At 55.3% G+C, this 24185-nt stretch carries 22 protein-coding genes; 5 read left to right on the top strand and 17 right to left on the bottom strand.

The genetic code is table 11. The annotated features are described in order from the left end of the window. Positions 1–33: 33 nt before the first annotated feature. The 7 genes from acpP to yceD form a co-directional block, all read right to left on the bottom strand. Entirely contained in the window at positions 34–270 is a 237-nt protein-coding gene (gene acpP / locus LZ634_RS08630) for an acyl carrier protein (protein ID WP_000103754.1), read from the bottom strand. A gap of 209 nt (positions 271–479) precedes the next feature. Beyond that, positions 480–1214: a 3-oxoacyl-ACP reductase FabG gene (gene fabG, locus LZ634_RS08625; protein WP_112202228.1), complete on the bottom strand. Its 735-nt coding sequence runs from the start codon at positions 1212–1214 to the stop codon at positions 480–482. An 11-nt stretch (positions 1215–1225) separates the two neighbouring features. Beyond that, positions 1226–2155, bottom strand: coding sequence for an ACP S-malonyltransferase (gene fabD, locus LZ634_RS08620; protein ID WP_234503992.1), 930 nt, complete (start codon positions 2153–2155; stop codon positions 1226–1228). Positions 2156–2171: 16 nt separating this feature from the next. Beyond that, the gene (locus LZ634_RS08615; protein WP_234503989.1) at positions 2172–3125 is read right to left on the bottom strand and encodes a beta-ketoacyl-ACP synthase III; all 954 of its coding nucleotides are present in this window, start codon (positions 3123–3125) and stop codon (positions 2172–2174) included. A 59-nt stretch (positions 3126–3184) separates the two neighbouring features. After that, the gene (plsX, locus tag LZ634_RS08610; RefSeq protein WP_234503985.1) at positions 3185–4243 is read right to left on the bottom strand and encodes a phosphate acyltransferase PlsX; all 1059 of its coding nucleotides are present in this window, start codon (positions 4241–4243) and stop codon (positions 3185–3187) included. 121 nt (positions 4244–4364) lie between these two features. Beyond that, on the bottom strand, positions 4365–4535 hold the full coding sequence (gene rpmF, locus LZ634_RS08605) for a 50S ribosomal protein L32 (protein WP_052284447.1): 171 nt from the start codon (positions 4533–4535) through the stop codon (positions 4365–4367). A 16-nt stretch (positions 4536–4551) separates the two neighbouring features. Next, on the bottom strand, positions 4552–5073 hold the full coding sequence (yceD, locus tag LZ634_RS08600) for a 23S rRNA accumulation protein YceD (RefSeq protein WP_234503984.1): 522 nt from the start codon (positions 5071–5073) through the stop codon (positions 4552–4554). Positions 5074–5215: 142 nt separating this feature from the next. On the opposite strand from yceD, the gene LZ634_RS08595 reads away from it, so the two are divergent. From LZ634_RS08595 to LZ634_RS08585, 3 genes are all read left to right on the top strand, one after another. Continuing rightward, positions 5216–5800 carry a Maf family protein gene (locus LZ634_RS08595; RefSeq protein ID WP_234503982.1) on the top strand — a complete coding sequence of 195 codons (585 nt, stop codon included), beginning with the start codon at positions 5216–5218 and terminating at the stop codon, positions 5798–5800. A 191-nt stretch (positions 5801–5991) separates the two neighbouring features. Then, positions 5992–7107 (top strand): dienelactone hydrolase family protein, encoded by a 1116-nt coding sequence (locus LZ634_RS08590; protein WP_414467733.1) that lies wholly within the window; start codon positions 5992–5994, stop codon positions 7105–7107. A gap of 105 nt (positions 7108–7212) precedes the next feature. Continuing rightward, positions 7213–8445, top strand: a complete 1233-nt coding sequence (locus LZ634_RS08585) for an MFS transporter (protein WP_234503977.1) — start codon at positions 7213–7215, stop codon at positions 8443–8445. A gap of 25 nt (positions 8446–8470) precedes the next feature. Here the strand turns inward: LZ634_RS08585 and rluC are convergent, their stop codons facing one another. Next, on the bottom strand, positions 8471–9424 hold the full coding sequence (rluC, locus tag LZ634_RS08580) for a 23S rRNA pseudouridine(955/2504/2580) synthase RluC (RefSeq protein WP_234503975.1): 954 nt from the start codon (positions 9422–9424) through the stop codon (positions 8471–8473). Positions 9425–10100: 676 nt separating this feature from the next. On the opposite strand from rluC, the gene rne reads away from it, so the two are divergent. After that, positions 10101–13310 (top strand): ribonuclease E, encoded by a 3210-nt coding sequence (gene rne / locus LZ634_RS08575; protein ID WP_234503973.1) that lies wholly within the window; start codon positions 10101–10103, stop codon positions 13308–13310. Positions 13311–13390: 80 nt separating this feature from the next. On the opposite strand, the gene LZ634_RS08570 is transcribed toward rne, so the two are convergent. Continuing rightward, positions 13391–14326, bottom strand: coding sequence for a LysR family transcriptional regulator (locus LZ634_RS08570; protein ID WP_234503970.1), 936 nt, complete (start codon positions 14324–14326; stop codon positions 13391–13393). Here LZ634_RS08570 and LZ634_RS08565 point away from each other — a divergent pair. Then, positions 14208–15650 carry an MFS transporter gene (locus LZ634_RS08565; RefSeq protein WP_414467732.1) on the top strand — a complete coding sequence of 481 codons (1443 nt, stop codon included), beginning with the start codon at positions 14208–14210 and terminating at the stop codon, positions 15648–15650. The two genes, LZ634_RS08570 and LZ634_RS08565, sit on opposite strands and share 119 nt — an antisense overlap. A gap of 84 nt (positions 15651–15734) precedes the next feature. On the opposite strand, the gene flgL is transcribed toward LZ634_RS08565, so the two are convergent. From flgL to flgE, 8 genes are all read right to left on the bottom strand, one after another. Continuing rightward, positions 15735–16673 (bottom strand): flagellar hook-associated protein FlgL, encoded by a 939-nt coding sequence (gene flgL / locus LZ634_RS08560; protein ID WP_234503965.1) that lies wholly within the window; start codon positions 16671–16673, stop codon positions 15735–15737. A gap of 14 nt (positions 16674–16687) precedes the next feature. Beyond that, a complete protein-coding gene (gene flgK, locus LZ634_RS08555; RefSeq protein WP_234503961.1) occupies positions 16688–18382 on the bottom strand; it encodes a flagellar hook-associated protein FlgK in 1695 nt (564 codons plus the stop codon). A 63-nt stretch (positions 18383–18445) separates the two neighbouring features. Continuing rightward, positions 18446–19396 (bottom strand): flagellar assembly peptidoglycan hydrolase FlgJ, encoded by a 951-nt coding sequence (gene flgJ, locus LZ634_RS08550; protein ID WP_234503958.1) that lies wholly within the window; start codon positions 19394–19396, stop codon positions 18446–18448. Next, the gene (locus tag LZ634_RS08545) at positions 19396–20493 is read right to left on the bottom strand and encodes a flagellar basal body P-ring protein FlgI (protein WP_234503957.1); all 1098 of its coding nucleotides are present in this window, start codon (positions 20491–20493) and stop codon (positions 19396–19398) included. Before LZ634_RS08545 ends, flgJ begins: the two co-directional genes overlap by 1 nt. An 11-nt stretch (positions 20494–20504) precedes the next feature. Continuing rightward, entirely contained in the window at positions 20505–21203 is a 699-nt protein-coding gene (locus tag LZ634_RS08540; RefSeq protein ID WP_234503956.1) for a flagellar basal body L-ring protein FlgH, read from the bottom strand. 113 nt (positions 21204–21316) lie between these two features. Then, positions 21317–22099: a flagellar basal-body rod protein FlgG gene (gene flgG, locus LZ634_RS08535; protein WP_052285574.1), complete on the bottom strand. Its 783-nt coding sequence runs from the start codon at positions 22097–22099 to the stop codon at positions 21317–21319. A gap of 8 nt (positions 22100–22107) precedes the next feature. Next, the gene (locus LZ634_RS08530; protein ID WP_234503955.1) at positions 22108–22863 is read right to left on the bottom strand and encodes a flagellar basal body rod protein FlgF; all 756 of its coding nucleotides are present in this window, start codon (positions 22861–22863) and stop codon (positions 22108–22110) included. A 20-nt stretch (positions 22864–22883) separates the two neighbouring features. Continuing rightward, the gene (gene flgE / locus LZ634_RS08525; RefSeq protein ID WP_234503954.1) at positions 22884–24119 is read right to left on the bottom strand and encodes a flagellar hook protein FlgE; all 1236 of its coding nucleotides are present in this window, start codon (positions 24117–24119) and stop codon (positions 22884–22886) included. Between the last annotated feature and the right edge of the window lie 66 nt (positions 24120–24185).

The raw sequence follows: 24185 nt of genomic DNA, 5'->3' as shown, positions 1-24185 counted from the left end.
CAGGCGGTCGAATGACCGCCTGGAGATGTTCACTTACGCCTGGTGACCGTTGATGTAATCAATGGCAGCCTGAACAGTAGTAATTTTCTCAGCTTCTTCGTCCGGAATCTCAGTATCAAACTCTTCTTCCAGAGCCATTACCAGCTCAACGGTGTCAAGAGAATCTGCGCCCAGGTCTTCAACGAAGGAAGCATTGTTGGTCACTTCTTCCTGCTTAACGCCCAGCTGTTCGCCGATGATTTTCTTAACGCGTTCTTCGATAGTGCTCATACTCTTAAATTTCCTATCAAAACTCGCTTTCGCGATGGTTTTCGTAGTGTATAAAATGTTGAAAAATTTGCAACTAAATCCCGGCAGGTCATACCACGATTTTACGCTATTTTGCGGGTTTTTGCCCTCATAACGCAAATCATTTTGCACTAATCATACTCAGACATACGTAGATTGCCCGTTGTCTGAGCACTTTGTGCAAAACACGGTCAGACCATATACATCCCGCCGTTCACGTGCAACGTTTCACCAGTGATGTAACTTGCTTCGTCGGAGGCCAAAAATGCAACCGCGTTAGCGATTTCATTTGGAGAGCCGAGGCGCCCCGCTGGCACAGCCGCCAGAGTACCCGCACGCTGCTCATCAGTCAGCGCACGCGTCATGTCCGTTTCAATAAAGCCCGGAGCAACAACGTTTACAGTAATACCGCGTGACGCAATTTCACGCGCCAGAGATTTACTGAAGCCGATCAGACCCGCTTTCGCCGCAGCGTAGTTAGCCTGACCCGCATTTCCCATGGTACCAACCACAGAACCGACAGTGATAATACGCCCATGACGCTTTTTCATCATAGCGCGCATTACCGCTTTTGACAGACGGAAAACAGATGACAGGTTGGTTTCGATAATATCGTTCCACTCGTCATCTTTCATGCGCATTAACAGGTTATCACGAGTAATCCCGGCATTGTTGACCAGAATGTCGACTTCGCCAAATTCCGCACGAATTTTTTCCAGAACAGATTCAATAGATGCAGGGTCGGTCACATTCAACATCAGACCTTTACCGTTCGCACCCAGATAATCGCTGATTGCCTGCGCGCCGCTTTCGCTGGTCGCAGTGCCGATAACTTTTGCGCCGCGAGCGGCCAGTGTTTCAGCGATTGCGCGGCCAATACCGCGGCTTGCACCGGTGACTAGTGCAATTTTACCTTCAAAGCTCATGCTGCCCTCTTTTATTGCGCAAGTGCCGCTGACAGCGCAGTTGGCTCGTTAATCGCCGATGCTGTCAGGGTATCTACAATACGTTTGGTCAGACCGGTCAGAACTTTACCCGGGCCAACTTCATACAGGTGCTCTACACCCTGGGATGCCATAAACTCAACGGTTTTGGTCCACTGAACCGGGCTGTACAGCTGACGAACCAGCGCGTCGCGAATCGCGTCTGCATCGGTTTCGCACTTCACATCGACGTTATTTACCACTGAAATAGTCGGTGCGCTAAAGGTGATTTTTTGCAGCTCAACGGCCAGTTTTTCCGCTGCAGGCTTCATCAGCGCGCAGTGGGACGGCACGCTTACCGGCAGCGGCAGCGCACGCTTAGCGCCCGCAGCTTTACAGGCAGCGCCCGCGCGTTCAACCGCTTCTTTGTGACCGGCGATAACCACCTGGCCCGGAGAGTTGAAGTTAACCGGAGAAACAACCTGCCCTTCAGCAGATTCTTCACAGGCTTTGGCGATGGATGCATCGTCAAGACCGATGATTGCGGACATGCCGCCGGTGCCTTCCGGTACCGCTTCCTGCATGAACTTACCGCGCATTTCAACCAGACGCACGGCATCAGCAAAAGCGATAACGCCCGCGCAAACCAGCGCAGAATATTCGCCAAGACTATGACCCGCCAGCAGCGCAGGCGCTTTGCCGCCCTGCTGCTGCCACAGACGGAACAGCGCAACGGAAGCCGTCAGCAGCGCTGGCTGAGTTTGCCAGGTTTTGTTCAGTTCTTCCGCCGGGCCCTGCTGGGTCAATGCCCACAGATCGTAGCCCAGAGCAGCCGAAGCTTCATGAAAAGTTTCTTCAATAACCGGGTAAGTCGCTGCCAGTTCAGACAACATCCCTACTGCTTGAGAACCCTGTCCCGGGAACACAAAAGCGAATTGCGTCATTTTTTTATCCTTGTACTTAGAAACGAACCAGCGCAGAACCCCAGGTGAAACCACCACCGAAGGCTTCCAGCAGCACCAGCTGACCGCGTTTGATGCGGCCATCGCGGACGGCTTCGTCAAAGGCGCACGGTACGGAAGCGGCAGAGGTATTGCCGTGACGGTCAAGGGTCACTACCACGTTGTCCATCGACATACCGAGTTTCTTCGCAGTCGCGCTGATAATACGTAAGTTCGCCTGGTGTGGCACCAGCCAGTCCAGTTCAGAACGGTCAAGATTGTTGGCTGCCAGCGTTTCATCAACGATGTGCGCCAGTTCAGTAACCGCCACTTTAAAGACTTCGTTACCGGCCATCGTCAGATAGATGGAATTGTCCGGGTTAACGCGATCGGCGTTTGGCAGCGTCAGCAGTTTGCCGTAGCTACCGTCAGCGTGCAGGTGGGTAGAGATAATCCCCTGCTCTTCAGATGCAGCAAGTACCACAGCACCTGCGCCGTCGCCGAAAATAATGATCGTGCCGCGATCGGTTGGATCGCAGGTACGTGCCAGCGTATCAGCACCAATCACCAGCGCATATTTGACCGCACCAGACTTCACATACTGGTCGGCAACGCTCAGTGCGTAGGTAAAGCCCGCACACGCAGCGGCAATATCAAATGCCGGTGCGCCTTTTACGCCCAGCATGTCCTGAATCTGGCAGGCCGCGCTTGGAAACGCATGGGTCGCGGAAGTGGTTGCCACCACGATAAGCCCCAGCTCGCTAGCGTCGATGCCAGCCATCTCCAGCGCACGTTTGGCCGCTTCATAACCCAGCGTAGACACGGATTCATCAGGGCCTGCGATACGACGTTCGCGGATACCTGTACGGCTAACAATCCATTCGTCAGACGTATCAACCATTTTTTCCAGATCGGCGTTAGTCCGCACCTGCTCAGGCAGATAGCTGCCGGTACCAATAATCTTCGTATGCATGTACGCTCAGTCACTTTTCGCTAATATAGCCGCACTACTCGACCGCTGCGAAGCCGGCTTTATTGTTTGCCGGTTTCCAGTGTGTCAAATCCTGCGGGGTATACGGATTCCAGGCGAGCGGCAATTCTCTGCGGAACTTGTCGCTGCACTGCCTGCACTGCCTGTTCAATCGCGATCGCGAACGCTCGCTGATTGGCTGCACCATGACTCTTTATCACCGTGCCGCGCAATCCTAACAGACAGGCGCCATTATACTGGTCGGGGTTGAGGTGACTGAATCGCCTTGTCAGGCTTTTTTGTAACCAACGCTTTAATAAAATCAGCCACCACGACCGTTTTTTACCTTCGCTCTGCGATTTCAGCAGCGAAAGGAAGACTCTGACAACCCCTTCCATCGTCTTTAAGGTGACGTTACCTGTAAAGCCATCACAAACCAGAACATCGGTCTTACCCGTCAACAGTTCATTGGCTTCAAGATAGCCGATATAGTTGAGGGAAGAGATTGTTTTTAACACTAATGAGGCATCACGGATACTATCGTGCCCTTTAATCTCTTCTTCGCCGATGTTGAGCAGCGCTACGCGAGGGTTTGCAATCCCCAACACGTCTTCTGCCATTACCGACCCCATGACGGCAAACTGCACCAGCATGGTACTGTCGCAATCTACGTTAGCGCCGAGATCCAGCACTACCGTTTTGCCCTTTTGCTGATGCGGTAGAACCGTCACCAGCGCCGGACGCTCAATCCCCGCGATGGGTTTGAGCAGTAATTTTGCTAGCCCCATCAGCGCGCCGGTATTTCCTGCGCTGACACAGGCCTCGGCCCGCCCTTCTTTTACCATTTCTAGCGCCACGCGCATTGAGCTTCCGCGACTGTGGCGAATAGCATGCGAGGGCCGTTCATCACTGGCAATAACCGACTGGGCAGGGATTATCTGCAAACGCGAACGTTGTTCAAAGTCAGCTTTGGCGAGTAATGGTGTAATGTCGTCGGGATTGCCGACTAAAAGAAGTGAGAGTTGCGAATTAGAATCCAGTGCCTGCAATGCTGCAGGCACTGTCACAGAAGGACCAAAATCGCCCCCCATGACATCTAACGCCAGGGTTAGACGTGTCAAGGTATCGTCGCCGCTCGGTTTGGTGTTTCCCCAGTTTCCCGGGGAAATTCCTCACTAAGCTTCACCACGCTTGAACTCTTCGGCCTTCACACGCAGTGCGAAAGCCTTGAGCGTCGCGTGATTACTTAGCGATGACCTTACGGCCACGGTAGAAACCGTCGGCAGTGATGTGGTGACGCAGGTGCTTCTCGCCAGAAGTTTTGTCAACGGACAAGTTTGCTGCGGTCAGAGCGTCATGGGAACGACGCATGCCACGTTTGGAACGGGTTGGTTTATTCTGTTGTACGGCCATGGACCTTACTCCTCAATTACTTTTGCTTTAAGCTGGCTAATACGGCAAATGGGTTTGGCTTCTGTGCCTCTTCAGGCAATTCACCAAAGACCATGTCCGCCTCGGACACTTCACAGTGTTCAGAATCATGCACCGGAACTACCGGCAAGGAGAGGATGATTTCATCTTCAACCAACGCCAGCAGATCGATTTCACCGAATTCGTTAACCTGAATCGGCTCATACGCTTCCGGGAGTGCTTCAACCTGGTCATCATTTTTGACCGGACTGAAACAATACGTTGTGTGTACATGATGGGTAAACGATTTCCCACAACGCTGACATTCCAGCGACACCGTCACCTTCGCATCACCGGTAATAACCGCGAGACGTTGGTTGTCGATGGCGAAGGACATCTCGCATTCCACATCAGTGTCCACACTGACTACAGACGCGGCAATACGCTCCACCAGATCACGGGTATAGATACCTGCATAATCAAGGCGTTTTTGAGCCGTACGAACCGGATCGAGAGTCAGGGGTAATTTTACGTTTTGCATAGGGCGCGCATATTAACTTTGTAGCGTCATAGAGTCAAAGAAAAAGGCAGCCTCAGGTTGCCTTTCGCCAATTATTCGCACACATTGCGGCCTATAGTTTAAAATGTCGGAATCTAATTCGCTACACTCTATTTGAAAAATTATGTCTGAATTGATTCTTGCATCGACCTCTCCCTACCGCAAAATGCTGTTAGAGAAGCTTGGCCTGCCGTTTGAGTGCGCCGCACCTGAGGTTGACGAACTCCCGTTACCCGGCGAAACACCGCGCAGCCTGGTGCTGCGTCTGGCTCAGGCCAAAGCCCAGGCGCTGGCGGCTCGTTATCCAAACCATCTGATTATTGGTTCCGATCAAGTTTGCGTGCTGGATGGTGAAATAACCGGCAAACCGCACACCGAAGAAAATGCCCGCCAGCAATTAAAAAAGGCCAGTGGCAATGTGGTGACATTTTATACCGGGCTGGCGCTTTATAATTCAGCAAATGGGCAGTTACAGACGGAATGTGAACCATTTGACGTCCATTTCCGCCATCTGAGCGAGCAGGAAATCAGCGTTTATATCCGCAAAGAGAGCCCGCTGAACTGTGCCGGTAGCTTCAAAAGCGAAGGTTTAGGCATCGCCCTGTTTGACCGTCTTGAAGGGCGAGATCCCAACACGCTGGTTGGATTACCGCTGATTGCCCTGTGCAAAATGTTGCGCCGCGAGGAGTTTAACCCGCTGTTAGACTAGCCTTACTCCCACCTTTTATTGCCTGATGCAACGCTCTTGCGTCAGGCAATTCTTATAAATATTGCTTATTCCTTCCGCGATCACAGTTTGTTTTTCCATCACCGCTAAAATCCCTTAATCAATATTGAAACGATGTTTTGATTTAAGGAGTGAGAATGCGTGGCAAAGGTAAGATATTATTTATGCTGACAATGGTAGCCGCCGCACAAAGTTATGCCGCCGACAGCTGGCAGCATCAGGGCGTGGTGGAAAGCAATCTCCCGGCGAGCTGGCAACAGCTGAAAAGCCAAATGACCTATCCTGACTCCTGGCTTTCTGGGCACAATTCCGATTTCCATGTCTGGCAGCAGCACGCACGTCAGCAATTACGCCAATCGCTGCTCACGCCGGACTCCCACAAACCGTTTGCTACGCAGATAATCGCCAGTGAAGATCGCGGTAGCTATACCGCCGAAAAGCTGGCGCTGAATATTACTGATGACAATCGTATCGCGGCTTTAATGCTCACGCCTAAAACGCCAGGCCCACATCCGGCAATCGTTCTGCTGCACGATCACGGTTCTCAATTTGACATTGGTAAAGAAAAGCTGATTCGCCCCTGGGGCAACGCTGAACAACTCGCTAGCGCGCAAGCGTGGGCGGATAAATTCTTTAGCGGGCGTTTTATTGGTGATGAGCTGGCAAAACGCGGGTATACGGTCATCGCCATCGACAGCCCTGGCTGGGGTGATCGTGGGCCGATAGTCTACGAACAGCAGCAGGCGCTCGCCAGTAACTACTTCAACCTTGGGCGCTCGCTGGCGGGTGAAGTGGCCTACGAAGACATGCGCACGGTCGATTTTATGGCGTCACTGAAAGGCGTTGACCCACAGCGTATCGGCGTACTCGGTTTTTCCATGGGCGGCTTCCGCGCATGGCAGCTGGCGGCACTCTCCGATAAAGTGGCAGCTACCGCCGTGATTTCGTGGTTTGGCACCTATGAAGGTCTGATGACCCCGGGCAACAACGTTCTGCGCGGCCAGTCAGCGTTCTATATGCTGCATCCCGGTATGCCGGCAAAAATGGATATTCCGGATATTGCCAGCATTGCGGCACCCAAGCCGATGCTGATTTTCAGCGGTGGGCAGGACAAGCTGTTCCCCGCACAGGCGGTCAGCGATGCCTTCGCGAAAGTGCATAAGGTTTGGGACTCACAAAAAGCCGACGATATGCTGGTAACCAAGAGCTGGCCAGAACTGGGTCACGTGTTTTACCGTCAGCAGCAGGATGAAGTGTTCCCATGGCTGGATAAATGGCTGAAACCTTGACCATTCAGCATCAGCCCACCCTCCTGGTGGGCTGACCCCGATAGATTTTTCATGCCGTCCTCAGTACTCTCTTGCCATCAATAATCATGACCACAGGAGTGCTCCGTGAGCACCTCATCGCCATCGTCTACAACTCTTTGGATCCCCATAACCCTCGCCAGCGTTATCTTGATGATCACCATGGGTATTCGGCAGACCGTGGGGCTGTTCATTCATCCCATCGTAATGGAAACGTCAATGAGCATCGCCGAAATCAGTATGGCGCTAGCGATTGGCCAGCTCATGTGGGGTGCCTTCCAGCCGCTATTTGGCGCATGGGCGGATAAGCGCGGCGCGTTCAGCGTGCTGGCGCTCGGGGCGTTGATGATTGCTCTCGGTCAATTGGGCACCCTGTGGGCAGCTTCGTTTTTACCGTTGACCCTGGCGCAGGGGCTGCTTAGCCCCGCAGGTGCGGCGGCGGGAAGCTTTTCCGTCCTGATTGGCGTGGTCGCTAGCCGTTTACCAACCGATAAGGGGTCAATGGCCAGCGGTCTCATCAATGCCGGTGGTTCCGTCGGGCAGTTTATCTTTGCTCCGCTGGTGCAGATTATTATTAGCCTGCGTGGCATGGCCTCAGGCCTCATTTTTTTAGCGGCAGCGGCGCTGGCAACGATATTTCCGTCATGGTTACTGTGCCGGGGCGATAAACGTCAGGCCCACGCTTGCGTTGAACACGCCGCAGAAGATAGCGGCTTAAAGCAACAGATTGCCCTTGCCTTTCGTCATCCCAGCTACCTGCTACTGCACGTCGGTTTTATGACCTGCGGCTTTCATGTGGCGTTTCTGACAACCCACCTGCCCTCGGAAGCCGCACTGTGTGGCCATGATTCAACGGTGCCCGCCATCAGCCTGTCGCTAATTGGGCTGTGCAATATCGCGGGAAGTATCGCGGCAGGTTTCCTCGGCAAGCATTATCCGATGAAGTACATCCTGGCGGTGCTGTACGCTTCCCGCGCGGTGATGATTACCCTTTTCCTGCTGTCGTCAAAATCCGAAACCGCGTTCTACATCTTCGCCTGCGCCATTGGTTTTACCTGGCTCGCTACGGTGCCACCAACCGCGGGGATCATCGGTAAGCTGTTTGGTACACGCTATCTGGCAACGCTGTTTGGCTTTACGCTATTTACCCATCAGATTGGTGCCTTCTTCGGGGCATGGCTTGGCGGCGTAGCGATGCAGTACGAAGGGAGTCTGACGTGGGTGTGGTACGCAGATATCGCGCTGGCGCTGCTGGCAGCTCTGGTCAATCTGCCGATTAAAGAGAAAAGCGTCGCCGTTCGTCTGCGCGAGACGGCGTAAAAAAAGCGGGCATAGCCCGCTTTTTTTATTTTTGGTTGCGCAGCACCTGCAAGCAACGTTTAAGAACGTTATCCATCGGCGCTTCGACGCGCATCACCTCGCCGGTTCCCGGATGGGTGAATTTCAACGCGGCGGCATGCAGGAACAGGCGATTAAGCCCGGTGCCTGCCAGCTGCTTGTCGAACTCGCGGTCACCGTAACGATCGTCGAACGCGATAGGATGACCGGCATGCAGCGTATGCACGCGAATCTGGTGGGTACGTCCGGTCACTGGGCTACAGCGAACCAGCGTGGCGTGTTCATAACGCTCTTCCACCTTAAAGCGGGTTTCCGACGGTTTGCCTTCCTGGCTCACTCGCACAATACGTTCGCCGCTCTGCAGAATATTTTTCAGCAAAGGTGCCTGGACGCTTTTCACGTGCGACTGCCACTGCCCGCGCACCAGCGCCAGATAATCTTTCTGCATACCCTTCTCGCGCAGCTGCTCGTGCAGCGAACGCAGCGCCGAGCGCTTCTTCGCCACCAGCAGGACACCAGAGGTATCGCGGTCAAGACGGTGAACCAGTTCAAGGAAGCGCGCTTCCGGACGCAGAGCACGCAGCCCTTCAATCACGCCGAAGCTTAACCCGCTGCCGCCGTGAACCGCCGTGCCCGATGGCTTGTTGAGTACGAGAATATGATCGTCTTCATAGAGGATCACGTCACTCAGCGCGGCCACCTTCTGCAGATGCGGCGATACCGCCTCTTCTTCACGCTCGGCCACGCGAACCGGCGGCACGCGAACCTGATCGCCATCTTCCAGTTTGTATTCTGGCTTGACGCGTTTTTTGTTCACCCGCACTTCGCCTTTACGCAGGATGCGGTAAATCATACTCTTCGGCACGCCCTTCAGCTGGGTGCGCAAAAAGTTGTCAATTCGTTGCCCGGCTTCATCAGCGCTGATGGCAATCATTTTTACGGTTGGAGTCTCAGTTTTCATGGTGCGCGATTCTAAATACCCCCGCTCAATAGCGCCACTCATTTTTCTATGCTTATATTTAGCATGACCTGTTTTCTTCTGGTGCTTTACGCCGCGAGTTGTTTGTTATTAGAACAATCTCATCGGACTGGTGAAGAAACTGTGAGTAACCGGGTGATAAAAGGTGAAAGTCATCTTGCTATAACTAGGTTAGCAAGGAATAATGAAGTCGTTTTCCGTGTTGAACCTGGAATAACAAGGACATTTACGGAATGACCAGTTTTGTTTGTTTGATCATCCACGCAGCAATGGCGTAAGACGTATTGATCGCTCAAACAGTTAGCGGGCTGCGGGTTGCAGTCCTTACCGGTACATATACTGTACGAATTTTAGATGATAGACAGAAAGCGCAACGGGAAACATCCGTGCTTACGCAAGTAAGATGCTAAGACCTCTAGCCTCTAAAAGATGACGAGTATAAATGGAATCTTCTCTGGAGAGTTATCCCAGGTTGTTCCCCAAATAATTGCGCTGTGGTTCCGTTTGAAACACAGGCTACCGACACTCTGCGCCTCTTAAACGAGCGACAACCGTGAGGTTGGCGACGTGAATAGTCACGAGGCCATCGGTTTACCCCGGAAAGGCAATACTCTGCTCGCAGCTTAGTCGTCAATGTAAGAATAATGAGTAAGTTACGATGAAAAGAATGTTAATCAACGCAACTCAGCAGGAAGAGTTGCGTGTCGCCCTTGTTGATGGGCAGCGTCTGTACGATCTGGATATTGAAAGCCCAGGACACGAACAGAAAAAAGCGAACATCTACAAAGGCAAAATTACCCGTATTGAACCAAGTCTCGAAGCCGCATTTGTTGATTACGGCGCCGAGCGTCATGGTTTCCTCCCCCTCAAAGAAATCGCTCGCGAATACTTCCCAGCTAATTACAACTCGCATGGCCGTCCAAACATCAAAGACGTGCTGCGCGAAGGTCAGGAAGTTATCGTTCAGATTGATAAAGAAGAACGCGGCAATAAAGGCGCTGCGCTGACCACCTTTATCAGCCTCGCGGGCAGTTACCTGGTACTGATGCCAAACAACCCGCGTGCGGGCGGTATCTCTCGTCGCATCGAAGGTGACGACCGTACCGAACTGAAAGAAGCGCTGGCCAGTCTTGAACTGCCGGACGGCATGGGCTTAATCGTACGTACCGCAGGCGTGGGCAAATCCGCCGAAGCGTTACAGTGGGATTTAAGCTTCCGCATGAAGCACTGGGAAGCTATCCAGAAAGCCGCTGAAAGCCGCCCTGCTCCATTCCTGATTCACCAGGAAAGCAACGTTATCGTTCGCGCTTTCCGCGACTACCTGCGCCAGGACATTGGCGAAATCCTGATTGATAACCCAAAAGTGATGGAAATGGCACGTCAGCACATTTCTGCGCTGGGCCGTCCGGATTTCAGCAGCAAAATCAAACTGTACACCGGTGAAATCCCGCTGTTCAGCCACTACCAGATTGAATCGCAGATCGAATCCGCCTTCCAGCGTGAAGTTCGCCTGCCGTCCGGTGGTTCTATCGTTATCGACAGCACCGAAGCGCTGACCGCCATCGATATCAACTCCGCTCGCGCAACCCGCGGCGGCGACATCGAAGAAACGGCGTTCAACACCAACCTTGAAGCAGCCGATGAAATTGCCCGTCAGCTGCGTCTGCGTGACCTCGGTGGCCTGATCGTTATCGACTTCATCGACATGACCCCGGTACGCCACCAGCGCGCGGTAGAAAACCGTCTGCGTGAAGCGGTACGCCAGGACCGTGCGCGTATCCAGATTAGCCATATTTCACGCTTTGGCCTGCTGGAGATGTCCCGTCAGCGCCTGAGCCCATCGCTGGGTGAGTCCAGCCACCACGTCTGCCCGCGTTGCTCCGGCACCGGCACCGTGCGTGACAACGAATCCCTGTCGCTCTCTATTCTGCGTCTGATCGAAGAAGAAGCGCTGAAAGAGAACACCAAAGAGGTTCACGCAATTGTCCCAGTGCCAATTGCCTCTTACCTGCTGAACGAAAAGCGTGCAGCGGTAACCGCCATTGAATCCCGTCAGACCGACGTGCGCTGCATCATCGTGCCGAACGACCAGATGGAAACGCCGCACTACTCCGTACTGCGCGTGCGTAAAGGCGAAGAGACCACCACGCTGAGCTATCTGCTGCCTAAACTGCATGAAGAAGAGATGGCACTGCCGGTCGATGAAGAAGTCGCCGAGCGTAAAATGCCTGAACAGCCTGCACTGGCAACCTTCGTCATGCCGGAAATTCCACCTGCTCCGGCTGCGGAAAGTTCAGCCGCTGCTGCACCGAAAGCGAAAGCCGCCGTTGCTGCTGCCCCTGCCGCACCAGGTCTGATTTCCCGCTTCTTTGCTGCACTGAAAAACCTGTTTGCAGGTGCTCCAGAGGCGCCGGTTGAAGCTCAGCCGGAAAAACAGCAGGAAACGAAAACGGATCGCCAGCAGGATCGTCGTAAACCGCGTCAGAACAACCGTCGCGACCGTAATGATCGCAACGACCGTAATGACCGTCGTAACGACCGCAATGACCGTAACGACCGTAACGACCGCAGCGATCGCAACGAGAATGCTGAAGGCCGTGAGCCGCGTGAAAATCGCGAAAGCCGTGAGGACAATCGTCGTAATCGCCGTGAGAAGCCACAGCAGTCGTCCGAAGCGCGTGAAAACCGCCAGCAGGCCGCTGCCGTTGTTGATGACAGCGACAAAGCGAAGTCCCGTGACGAGCAGCAGCCACGCCGCGAACGTAACCGTCGCCGTAATGACGATAAACGTCAGACGCAGCAGGAAGCGAAACCGCTGAATCGCGAAGAAGCCGTTGTTGCTCAGGAAGTTGCACCGGAAGATCGCGTACAGAATATGCCGCGTCGTAAGCCGCGTCAGCTGTCGCAGAAAGTGCGTATTGAAACCGCAGAGCAGACCGCCGCTCGTGAATTCATCGCTGAAGATGAACCGCAGCAGGAAGCACCGCGTACTGCACTGGCGAAAGTTGACCTGCCAGCCGTAGTTGATGCGCCAGCTCATGCTGAGCAGGATGACAGCGGTGAAGCGCGTGACAACAATGGTATGCCTCGTCGTTCACGTCGTTCTCCGCGCCATCTGCGCGTAAGCGGCCAGCGTCGTCGTCGTTACCGCGATGAGCGTTATCCAACACAGTCCCCAATGCCGCTGACCGTCGCCTGTGCGTCGCCAGAAATGGCTTCTGGTAAAGTGTGGATCCGCTACCCGGTTGCCCCGGTTCAGGATCAGGCTGTCGTTGATGCGCCAGTTGAGCAGGAAGTAATTGAGCAGCCAGCCGCGGTTGAAACCGTAGAGCAAACTGTTGCACCGATTGTTGCCGCCGAGCCGGTAGCCGTTGAGGCGCCAGTACAGCCAGCGGAAATCGTTGAGCCGGAAGTAGTTGCAGAGCCTGTCGCTGCTGTCGCTGAACAAGCTGCGCCAGTCGCTCAGGTAGAAGCTCCAGCGCCGGTTGAAGTGCCAGAGCAGGCCGTTGAAGCTCCGGTTGCCATCGAGCCAGTCGTTGAGGCCGCCCCGGTGGTTGAAGCTCCGGTTGCGCCAGCTCCTGTCGTTGAAGCACCTGTGGTTGAAGAACCTGTGGTCCAGGCTCCAGTGGTTGCAGCGCCTGCTGCGCCAAAACCGGTGGTTGCTGAGCCGGTAGCGGCTACCGTTGCCGTTAGCCATGCGACAGCGCCAATGACTCGTGCCCCAGCGCCAGACTACGTGCCAGAAGCGCCGCGTCACAGCGAATGGGTTCGCCCATCCTTCGGCTTCGAAGGTAAAGGCTCCGCAGGCGGTCATAGCGCAACGCATTCAGCAACGGCTGAACCAACGCGCCCGCAGTCGGCTGAATAATCCGAACTTAGCGTGATAAAAATCGGCCCTCAGCGGCCGATTTTTTTATGCCCAAAACCGCACTGCTGTTCAGGCGGTCATCACCCTTTTCCTGGCAGCCGCATCCCCGCTATCTGCGGCATCGCTTCACGCATCAGGTCGAGAAATTTACGCAGCCGCACCGGATAGTAGCGCGCCCACGGATAGACCAAATGTACCGGCAGCGGTGCCGCCTGCCATTGCGGCAATAGCTCAATCAACGTTCCGTTAGCTATCTCTTCCTCGACCGTCCAGCTCGAGACTACCGCTACCCCCACACCTGCGAGCGCCGCGTTTTTCGCCACGTACAGGCTATCCGTACTCAACCGCGAGGCTATCGCCACGCTTGCCGTTTGGTCACTGCCAGCATGGCGCAACACGACCTCATGCTGGTAAAACGTCCTGATGGCAATCCACGGCAGTGCCGATAATGACTCCGGCTGCGTCACATCTGGAAAACGACTCAGCAATTCCGGTGACGCGACGATACAACGAGGAACCTCAGCCAGCAGCACCGTTACGGTTGCCGGGTCAACTTCCGCCCCCACGCGAATCGCACAGTCGATATTGTCACTGATAAAATCAACGGCCTTATCGTGCAGCATCCATTCCACGGAAAGCTGAGGATAGCGCGCCAGGAAGCCTATCAGCGGTATCAGCAACTGCTGCTGCCCGAAGGCATGGGGCGCTCGCACCCGCAGCGTCCCCACCGGCTGCTCATCGGTTAACTGCAGGGCATCTTCCAGCGCCAGCCACGACTCCACCACCTGCCGCGCGTGCTGATAGCAGCGCTCACCATCGTCGGTAAGCTTCATCGCGTGAGTTGAACGCAGCAGCAGCTTTGCGCCCAGCATCTCTTCCAGCGACTGTAACCGGCGGCTGATCGTCGCCTGCGTGGTTTCCATCTGCCGGGCGGCAGCGGACAGCGATCCCGACTCCACAATGCGAATGAAGGTGCGCATCAGCTCAACGCGATCTATACGCTCATTTCTTTTCATTAACTTATTGCCTATACGTCAAACGTATAACTGTTTTACCACCACGACGGCTACCGCTCCAGTCCGAAGAGACGGAAAATGCGTCCCATACACCGTTGAGGATAAACAAATGACAACACCCACTACATCGTCACAGACCGCTGGTCTGCTGATTTTTATCCTGGCACTCGGCGCAGGGTTCAGCGTCGCCGCCATTTACTACGCCCAGCCCCTGCTACCGCTGATGGGCGCGACCTTAAACCTGAGCGTCGAGGGCATGGGCTTAATACCCACGCTGACGCAGGCCGGTTATGCATTAGGTATTTTGTTCCTTTTGCCGCTTGGCGACCGCTACGACCGTCGCTCGCTGATTTTATTCAAAAGCCTGGCGCTGGCGGTATTACTGCTGATTTACAGCCTGACTCAACAATTTCACTCTCTACTGGCGGTGAGCCTGCTGATTGGTATGGCGGCGACCATGGCGCAGGATATCGTGCCCGCAGCCGCCATTCTGGCCCCGGCGGGTAAACAGGGGAAAATGGTGGGTACGGTGATGACCGGTCTGCTGCTGGGGATCTTGCTATCACGGACCGTGAGCGGCGTGGTTGGCGAACTGTTTGGCTGGCGCGTGATGTACCAGGCCGCAGCCGTCAGTATTGCTTTAATTGGGGGGCTAATGTGGCGCGTACTGCCGCACTTTACCGCCCACTCAGAGCTGCGTTACCCGGCGCTAATGGTGTCGATGGCGCATCTGTGGCGCCGCTATCCGACGCTACGTCGCGCCGCGATGGCACAGGGGTTTCTCTCTATCGCCTTTAGCGCCTTCTGGTCTACGCTGGCAGTGATGCTGGCTGAGCATTATCACATGGGTAGCGCGGTAGCCGGTGGTTTTGGCATCGCCGGTGCCGCGGGGGCATTAGCCGCACCGCTGGCGGGCGGCCTGGCAGATAAAGTCGGAGCGGAAAAAGTCACCCAGTTAGGTGCCGCGCTGGTAAGCGTCTCATTTGCCCTGATGTTCCTGCTCCCGGTCCTGCCGCCGATGGCACAGCTGGTATTGATTGCCGTCTCCGCCGTGGGCTTTGATCTCGGCTTGCAGTCAAGCCTGGTCGCCCACCAGAACCTGGTGTATAGCCTTGAGCCGCAGGCTCGTGGTCGCCTGAATGCGCTGCTGTTTACCGGAGTATTTATCGGTATGTCGCTAGGGTCGGTCCTCGGGACGCAGGTCTACTCGCAGGCAGGTTGGGAAGGCGTTGTCGCACTGGCGACGGTGGCGGGTCTGGCGGCTTTCGTTATTCGGGTTAGCGAGACGTATCGTCTGCGCAACGCCGCGCTGAGCGCACGTTAAACGATGAAAAAACCCCCGCGACGGGGTAATGACGCGGGCGATAAAAACATATCCAGTTTCCAGATATGTTCAAACCTTATGTTATTATTTATTCAGTTGGAACAGCGACATACCTTGCATATCGGTAAACGCTTTATAAGCCGCCTGCAGCGCCGTTTGCTGCATGGTGTAGTTGGAAATCGTCGAGTTCCAGTCCACATCCACCAGGTTACTCATCTGCTGCGTTTGCGCCAGCGCGCGGTCATCGCCCAAAGCATCCAGTTTGTCCAGTTCGTTAAGCTGGGTCCCCAGTTCGGCGCGTACGGTCAGTACGTTGTTCAACGAGTTGCTCAGGCTACGGTTGGTGCTGTCAATCACCGCCGCAGCCGCGTCTTTCTCTGTATCATCGGCATCAGCCACCGGAACGTTCAATGCGGTAATAGCATTGTCGAGCGCGGTAAAAATATTCTGTTCGGCGTTCGGTTTGGCATTACTGGTAACATTATCAAAGATCAGGTTCCCCGTATGACCAATCACCATAGAACGCGAAGAGTCGACCTGCTGCTCAACGTTGATATCACCGCCCACATATTGCCCTTTAGAATCAAAAGGTGGCGTATCCGTCTTATAGCCCGCAAAGATATAGCGACCATTGCCATCAGTGCTGTTCGCCAGGTTCAACAGCTGATCGCGAATCCCCTGTAGATCGGTGGCCAGCGATGCGCGGTCGTCATCGCTGAGCGTGCCGTTACCGGCATAAACAATCTTCTCTTGCGCCGATTGAATTGCGGTAGTCACCTGCTTTAAGGTGCTCTCTTCCGTTGAGACGCGCTGGGTGGCGAAGGTACGGGCTGTGGCGAACTGGGCGTTTTGCGCCTGCGCCTGCGACAGCACAACCGCCTGGGAAGCCGCTACGGGATCGTCTGAGGCGCGGTTCACCCGCTTGCCGGTCGACATCTGCTCACCGTACTTTAACCATTCAGACTGAGAGTTCGTGATACCCCCCATATTCTGCTGGTACATCATTAAGGTACTGACGCGCATGCTATTCCCTCTCCTTAGCGGATGTTAATTAATGCGTCAAAGAGAGTGCTTGCGGTTTGCAGCACCTGCGCATTGGCCAGATAGTATTGTTGGAACAGCTGCAGGTTGCCGTACTCTTCGTCGAGGTTGACGCCAGAGATCGACTGCTGCTGATTGCTCAACTGCGTCACCACGTTTGCCTGAGTCGTGCTGCTGCTTTTGAGGGTCGCCGTTTTGGTGCCGATAGTACTCACCATCGCTGCGTAGGCATCGTTAAAGCTTTTTGAGCCGCCGACAATTTTGCTGTTTTGCAGATTCAGCAGCGCCTGACCGTTACGGTTATCGCTTTCGCCTTCACCTTTATCGGTAGAATTCGGATCGCTATTCGGCAGCCCCATCGCAATTTCGGATTCGCTGCTGATAGCCACATCCATATTGACGATAGTGTCGCTCACCGGTTTGACGATAAAGCTGTCACCCGTTGCAACAGGTTTAGAGCCGTCCGTTTTCAACTGAGCTGTCACCGTCAAGCCGTCGAATTTCAGCACGCCGCTGGCAAGTTCACTCGTGCTACTATCCAGCGTCACACTGGTATTATCAGACAGGCGCGTCACTTCCCAGCCGCTGTCTGTTTTCACCACTTTGTAGTCGGTGGCCTGCACGTCGGAAGACTTGGTCATCTTCACGTCCAGCTCAAAATCACCCTTGTTTTTGCTGTTAGCGATGGAGGAAGGCTTACCAAAATCAAAGAACTTCTCGCCCGGATCACCGTTAGCATCAACGCCCTGCTGATGCACCGTGTTAAACGCATCGGCAAAGGCCAGCGCCATCTGGTTCAGGGTGTTGCGCGTCTGGTCAAGATCCTGTGAACGGAAGGTCAGCAAACCGCCCAGCGAACCGGTGGTCAGCAATTTCTCCGGGATTTCAACGTTACCTGCAACGTTATCGACATAGGCCACGGTGGTGCGGTTTGGATCCGCGCTGCTCGGCACCGCCGCCAGCTGGCTCGCTTTACTGCCGGCCACGAGGGTGTAGCCGTTGGCCATGGTGATGTTGTAGGTGCTGCCATCCTGGACGTTAACTTCAACGCCCACCAGCTTGTTTAATTCGCTTACCAGCTGATCGCGCTGGTCGAGCAAATCGTTCGGCGATGCACCTGCTCCCACACCGGTTAAACGCGCGATTTTGTCGTTCAGGCTGGCAATCTGTGAAGAGTAGTTATTGACCAGCGCAACCGTAGAGGAGACCGACAGATTGACCTGCTTATCCTGATCGCGCAGATACTGGTCGACGACTTTAAACTGGTTTACCACACCGTCCGCTTTGCCCAGTACGGTCTGACGTGCCGCCGGATCTTCCGCATTACTGACCAGCGTCTGCAAGCTGCTGAAAAAGCCCTGCAGCGTCGTCGACAGGTTATTGGTCGAGCTGGAGATCATACTGTCGATTTTCGACACCTGCTCGTAACGCGTGGTCAAACCGCTGCTCTGGTTTTGCGCCGTCCGCAGCTGGTTAGTGATAAAGGCGTTGTATTCACGCTGTACGCCGGTAACGTTGACGCCATTCCCCACCCAACCGCCTGCGCCAAGCGTACTGTTGGCTGAAGCCAGCACCGTCGTCTGGCGGGTGTATCCGGCTACGTTGTAGCTAGCAATGTTGTTACTGGTGGTGTTCAGCGCTGACTGGGCGGCACTCAGCCCGCTCATCGCGCTGTTAATTAAACTGGACATGAACGCTCCTTCTTAAGGCCATGGTAATACTTATCGGATGGCGGACTACAAACTTGAGGCAAATCAGAACAGATTTTCGAGATCGTTGCGGTAAGTGTTACTGACCTTTTCGCTCATCGATTTTAGCTGCTGAATCATGCTGGTTAATTTGCGCGCATACTGCGGATCGGTGGCGTACCCGGCGTTCTGCAACGCCTGCGCCCCCTGCTCCGCCGTCGAGGCCGACGTCACCGCCGCATAGCGCGGATTACGCGTCAGCAGACCGACATAATCGGACAGCGCCTCCAGATACGAGCTGTAGACGCGGAATTTGGCTTTGACCTTTTTCGACTCACCATTTTCAAATTCGGTTGTGGTGATTTCGGTGACTTTACCCTTCCAGTCACCAGAGGCTTTAACACCAAACAGGTTGAAGCTCGGCTCGCCGTTTTCCCGGCGGATCTGCCGCTGCCCCCATCCGGACTCCAGCGCGGCCTGCGCCAGAATCAGGTGGTGCGGGATCCCGCTCTGCTCGCTCGCCAGACGCGCGGGCAGAGAAAGCTGGGCGAGGAAGTCCTTCGAATCGCCGGACAGCGGCGTATCGCTGCTGTCCGGCGCTTTTGGCAGCGCTTTGCGTACCATCTGCGTTAATGCCGCATTCTGGTAGCTGGTGATGGTCTGCATATCGAACTTCATCGGGACCTGGCCCACGTTTTCCGCAGGCTCCTGCTGCTGGGCTGACAGCTGTTTAACCATCTCCTCTGCAAGGCCTAAGCCCTTGCCAGCGGTCATCTGCTGGGCGATTTGCTGGTCATACATACTGGTGTAGAGCCGGGTCTGGTCGCTGTTGAAAAGGCCATCTTTCGGTAGCGTTTCGCGCATGCTTTTCAGCATCATCTGCACGAACATCCCTTCGACCTGACGCGCCACCGGCCGCAGGTTAGCCTGCGGATCTTGCCCGGCTTTGGTCTTCAGCTCGTTTAACGACTGTGAATCCCAGGCGGCGCTCGCCAGTAATTTGCTGTCAGTCAGCATTAGACAATCTCCACTTTCGCCCGCAGACAACCGGCGCTCTGCATCGCCTGGATTATCGACATCAGATCGATAGGCGTTGCGCCCAGCGCATTCAGCGCCCGAACAACGTTGTTGAGATTGGCGCTGGCGCGAATACTCTGCAATGAACCGCCGCTCTGACGTAAATCAATCTGCGTTTGCGGTGTCACCACGGTTCGCCCGCCGGCAAACGGCGTATCCGGCTGGTTAACCTGCGCGGAGCGGTTGACGGTGACCGACAGGTTGCCCTGCGCCACCGCACAGCTATCCAGCGACACTTCGCGGTTCATGACCACTGAACCGGTACGCGAGTTAATAATGATTTTCGCATCCTGCGGCGCCAGGCCGACTTCCAGGTTCTGGATATCTGCCAACAGACGTACCTGCCCGCTACCGCCGGTTGGCGCACGAACCTGTACGGTACGCGCATCCAGCGCAGTGGCATTGCCAAGGCTGCTACGGCGGTTGATGGTGTCGGCAATCTGCTGCGCCATCGTGAAGTCATCATCGTTGAGCTGTAAATTGATAGTGTTGCTGGCCCCAAACTGGGTTGGCAGTTCACGTTCAATGGTGGCGCCGCCGGTGATACGGCCACCGTTAAGCTGGTTAACCTGAACGCTGCTACCGCCCGCCGCCGCACCCGCGCCGCCGACCAGAATGTTGCCCTGCGCCAGCGCATAAACCTGGCTGTCGACGCCCTTCATCGGGGTCATCAGCAGCGTGCCGCCGCGCAGGCTTTTGGCATTACCCATCGAAGAAACCACGACATCGATAGTCTGACCCTGGCGACCAAACGCCGGAAGCTGGGCGGTGACCATGACTGCCGCCACGTTTTTCAGCTGCATGTTGGTGCCCGCCGGAACGGTAATTCCCAGCTGCGACAACATGTTATTAAGACTCTGGGTGGTAAACGGCGTTTGCGTCGTCTGATCACCCGTTCCGTCAAGCCCCACCACCAGACCGTAGCCTATCAGTGAGTTTTCCCTGACTCCCTGCACGCTGGTAAGATCGCGGATGCGTTCAGCGTGCGCCAGGCCGGTGACGAGCACCAGCGCCAGGGTTAGCAGAGTTTTAAACATAATTCACCTCGTTACATCGGCGATAGGTTAAGGAAGAAACGCTGCAGCCAGCCCATATTCTGTGCTTCGTTGATGTAGCCATTGCCCACATATTCGATGCGTGCATCTGCCACCTGCGTTGACGGTACGGTGTTGCTGCCGCTGATGGTGCGCGGGTTGACGACCCCGGAGAAGCGAATAAATTCGGTGCCCTGGTTAATCGCAATCTGTTTTTCACCCACCACGTGCAGGTTGCCGTTGACCAGCACCTGATCGACCGTCACGGTTAACGTGCCGCTGAAGGTGTTGCTGGCGTTTGCGCCGCCCTTGCCATTAAAGGTGTTGCCACCGGACGCTTCCACATCGGCACGCTCATTGCCAAACAGGCCCTGTAGATAGCGTGGTACGGTGTCAAAGCCAAAGTTAGTTTTGCCATCACGGCTGGCATTAGCCGACGAGCTTTTGCTCGCGCTGACGTTTTCCTGCAGAACAATTGTCAGCGTATCGCCGATATTGCGCGGACGACGGTCTTCAAACAGCGGCTGATAGCCGTAGTTAATCGGCTGCGCGGTCTGGAAAATTGAACCGTTCACCACCGGTACCGGACCGGGGATCGGTTGAGCAGAAGTCGCCCCTTCCACCAGCGGTTTAGTCGGTATCAAGGCGCATCCTGCGACGCTTATGGCGACGAGGGTTAAAAGCGGAAAACGAAACGCGGCAGAATTATGCATTGCTTTCTTCTTCTGAATCATTAAAGCGTTTAGCTGGATGGCCCCACGCCATCCAGCCAACAAGTTCGCACACCGTAGGTCGGATAAGCGCAGCGCCATCCGACGTCAGTGTGTTACAGCTGCGTCAGTTTTTGCAGCATCTGGTCGGTCGTCGACACCGCTTTACTGTTGATCTCATACGCGCGTTGTACCTGGATCATATTGACCAGCTCTTCCGCCACGTTGACGTTAGAGGTCTCGACATATCCCTGATATAGCAGGCCCGCGCCGTTTAAGCCCGGCGTGGTATCGTTCGGCGCGCCCGACGCCTGAGTTTCGATGTACAGGTTCTCACCAATACTTTCGAGACCGGTGTCGTTCATAAAGGTCGACAGGTTCAACTGCCCCACCTGTACCGGGTTCGCCTGCCCCTGCTGGGTCACGCTGACGATGCCGTCGCGCCCAATGGTAATGCTGATGGCGTTGGCCGGAATGGTGATCGCAGGCTGCACCTGATAACCGCTGGCGGTCACCAACTGGCCGTTCTGATCCACCTGGAACGAACCATCGCGGGTATAGCCGGAGGAACCGTCAGGCAGCAGGATCTGGAAGAACCCGTCGCCTTTGATCGCCACGTCTTTACTGTTGTTGGTCTGCGACAGGTTGCCCTGGCTATGCAGACGTTCGGTCGCTACGGGGCGCACGCCGGTACCAATCTGCAGACCAGAAGGCAGCGTCGTTTGTTCGGATGATTGCGCACCCGGCTGGCGAACGGTTTGATAGAGCAAGTCTTCAAATACCGCGCGCTGGCGCTTAAAACCATTAGTACTGACGTTCGCCAGGTTGTTGGCGATAACGTCCATATTGGTTTGCTGCGCGTCGAGACCGGTTTTCGCGATCCATAATGAACTGATCATATTTTTCCTTAGCTCATTGACAGCAACTGGTTAGCTTTCTGCGTGTTTTCATCCACGCTGCTGATAACCTTCATCTGCATTTCAAATCGGCGAGAGCTGGCAATCATGTCAGCCATTGCCGCCACCGGTTTGACGTTACTCCCCTCCAGCACGCCGGACTGCAAACGCAGCGTAGGGTCAGCCTGTAAGGTCTGCCCACGCGTGGCGATCGCCGACGGCGTGAGATGGAAAAGCCCGTCGTCACCGCGCGCCACTTCCGTCGCGTTTGCCTTGACCACTTTCAGCTTGCCAACCGGCGACACCGTATTCGGTGGGTCGCCCGGCGTCAGCGCCGAAATAGTGCCGTCCGAGGCGATAGTCACCTGCGAGCCTTCCGGTACGCTAAGCGGCCCGGCTTCACCGATAACCGGGTTGCCCTGAATAGTCAGTTGGCCCGTCGGGCTGACCTGGATGTTGCCGTTACGGGTATAGCCTTCGCTACCGTCCGCCGATTGCACCGCCAGCCAACCATCCTGTTGAATCGCCACGTCCAGCGGACGCGCGGTATAGTCCAGTTGCCCTGGCGTCATATCCGCCCCCGGCGTGGTAGCGGCGACCAGCGTACGTGTTTCCACGGACGGCCCCACGACCGGCACCGCGCGCATGGCGGTTAACTGTGCGCGAAAGCCCGGCGTGGAGGTGTTAGCAAGGTTGCTCGCCGTGACCGACTGCTGCTGCATGGTCTGGCTGGCGGCACCCATTGCCGTGTATATCGCGTGATCCATGACGTCACCCTGTTAGAGAATTAACGCAGGTTAACCAGCGTGTTGAGGATCTGGTCCTGGGTTTTGATGGTCTGCGCATTCGACTGGTAGTTACGCTGCGCCACAATCATGTTCACCAGTTCTTTACTCAGATCGACGTTGGAAGCCTCCAGCGCACCGTTGGTCAGCGAACCGAAGTTACCGGTCCCCGCGGTACCCAGCAGCGCCACGCCGGAAGACTGAGTGGCTGACCAGACGTTATCGCCTTCCGATTGCAGACCGCCGGTGTTGGAGAAGTTCGCCAGCACAATCTGGCCCAGCAGCTGGCTTTGGCGGTTGGAGTAGTTCCCCACCACCGAACCATCGTCGTTGACCTGATAGCTCACCAGGCTGCCCGGCGCGTAGCCGTTCTGAGTGGTCGCGACCACATCGCTGGAGCCGGTGTTTTGCTGCATGGAGTTGAGGAAGCTGAGGTTGAAGGTGCCGGCAGTGGAACCGTTCAGGGATAAAATAGGTATATCAACCGTCATCGCTGCGGCTGTCGATGCAGTGTCGGTGCTAGTTACCGATTTCAGCGTTCCGCTAGGGTTAAACTCCATCTGAGCCATTTTTGCAAATCCGGCACCAGATACACTCGTGTCCTGCGTATAAACATCCCACTTATTGGCTTCTGTTTTCACGTAATAAACGTTCAGATCGTGAGAGTTACCCAGGCTGTCATAGACGGTCACGGTACCTTTTTTGTTATAGGTATCCGGGTCACTTGGGTTGAAGGTTTTGGTGATAGCGTTATCGGTGGAGTTCAGGTTCATCTGCATGGTGCCGGTGGTCGACGCTTTCGCCGACATCAGCGTGTTCGGAATCGACAGCGCGACCGGGTTAGCACCCTGCTGGATGGTTGGCGGCGTACCGTTGGCCGGGTAGCCGGTCAGGTTCAGCCCCTGGGAGTTCACCAGATTACGGTTCTCATCGAGTGAGAACTGGCCGTTACGGCTGTAGTACACCGCACCGTTGTTATCGACCAGACGGAAGAAACCGTTCTGGCTGATAGCCACGTCCAGCGCACGTCCGGTGCTGGTGGTGGTGCCGTCAGTAAAGTCTTGCGTGATCCCCGCAACTTTAACGCCCAGACCGACTTTAGAGCCGGCGAACATATCCGCAAACGACGCCGACCCGGATTTAAAGCCATAGGTGGCGGAGTTGGCGATGTTGTTGCCGATAACATCGAGGTTGGTGGCAGCCGCGTTTAAACCACTGACTGCTTGTGAAAAGGCCATAACGTCTCTCCTGAAATAGTGATACGCAAATCCCTTCAAGTTGCATCAAGGCGGCGGGTGAATGAA

It is taken from the genome of Kluyvera intermedia, assembly GCF_021440345.1.
Classification (GTDB): domain Bacteria; phylum Pseudomonadota; class Gammaproteobacteria; order Enterobacterales; family Enterobacteriaceae; genus Kluyvera; species Kluyvera intermedia_A.
The sequence above is the reverse complement of the archived record's forward strand: the minus strand, read 5'-3'. Positions and strand labels throughout refer to the sequence as shown.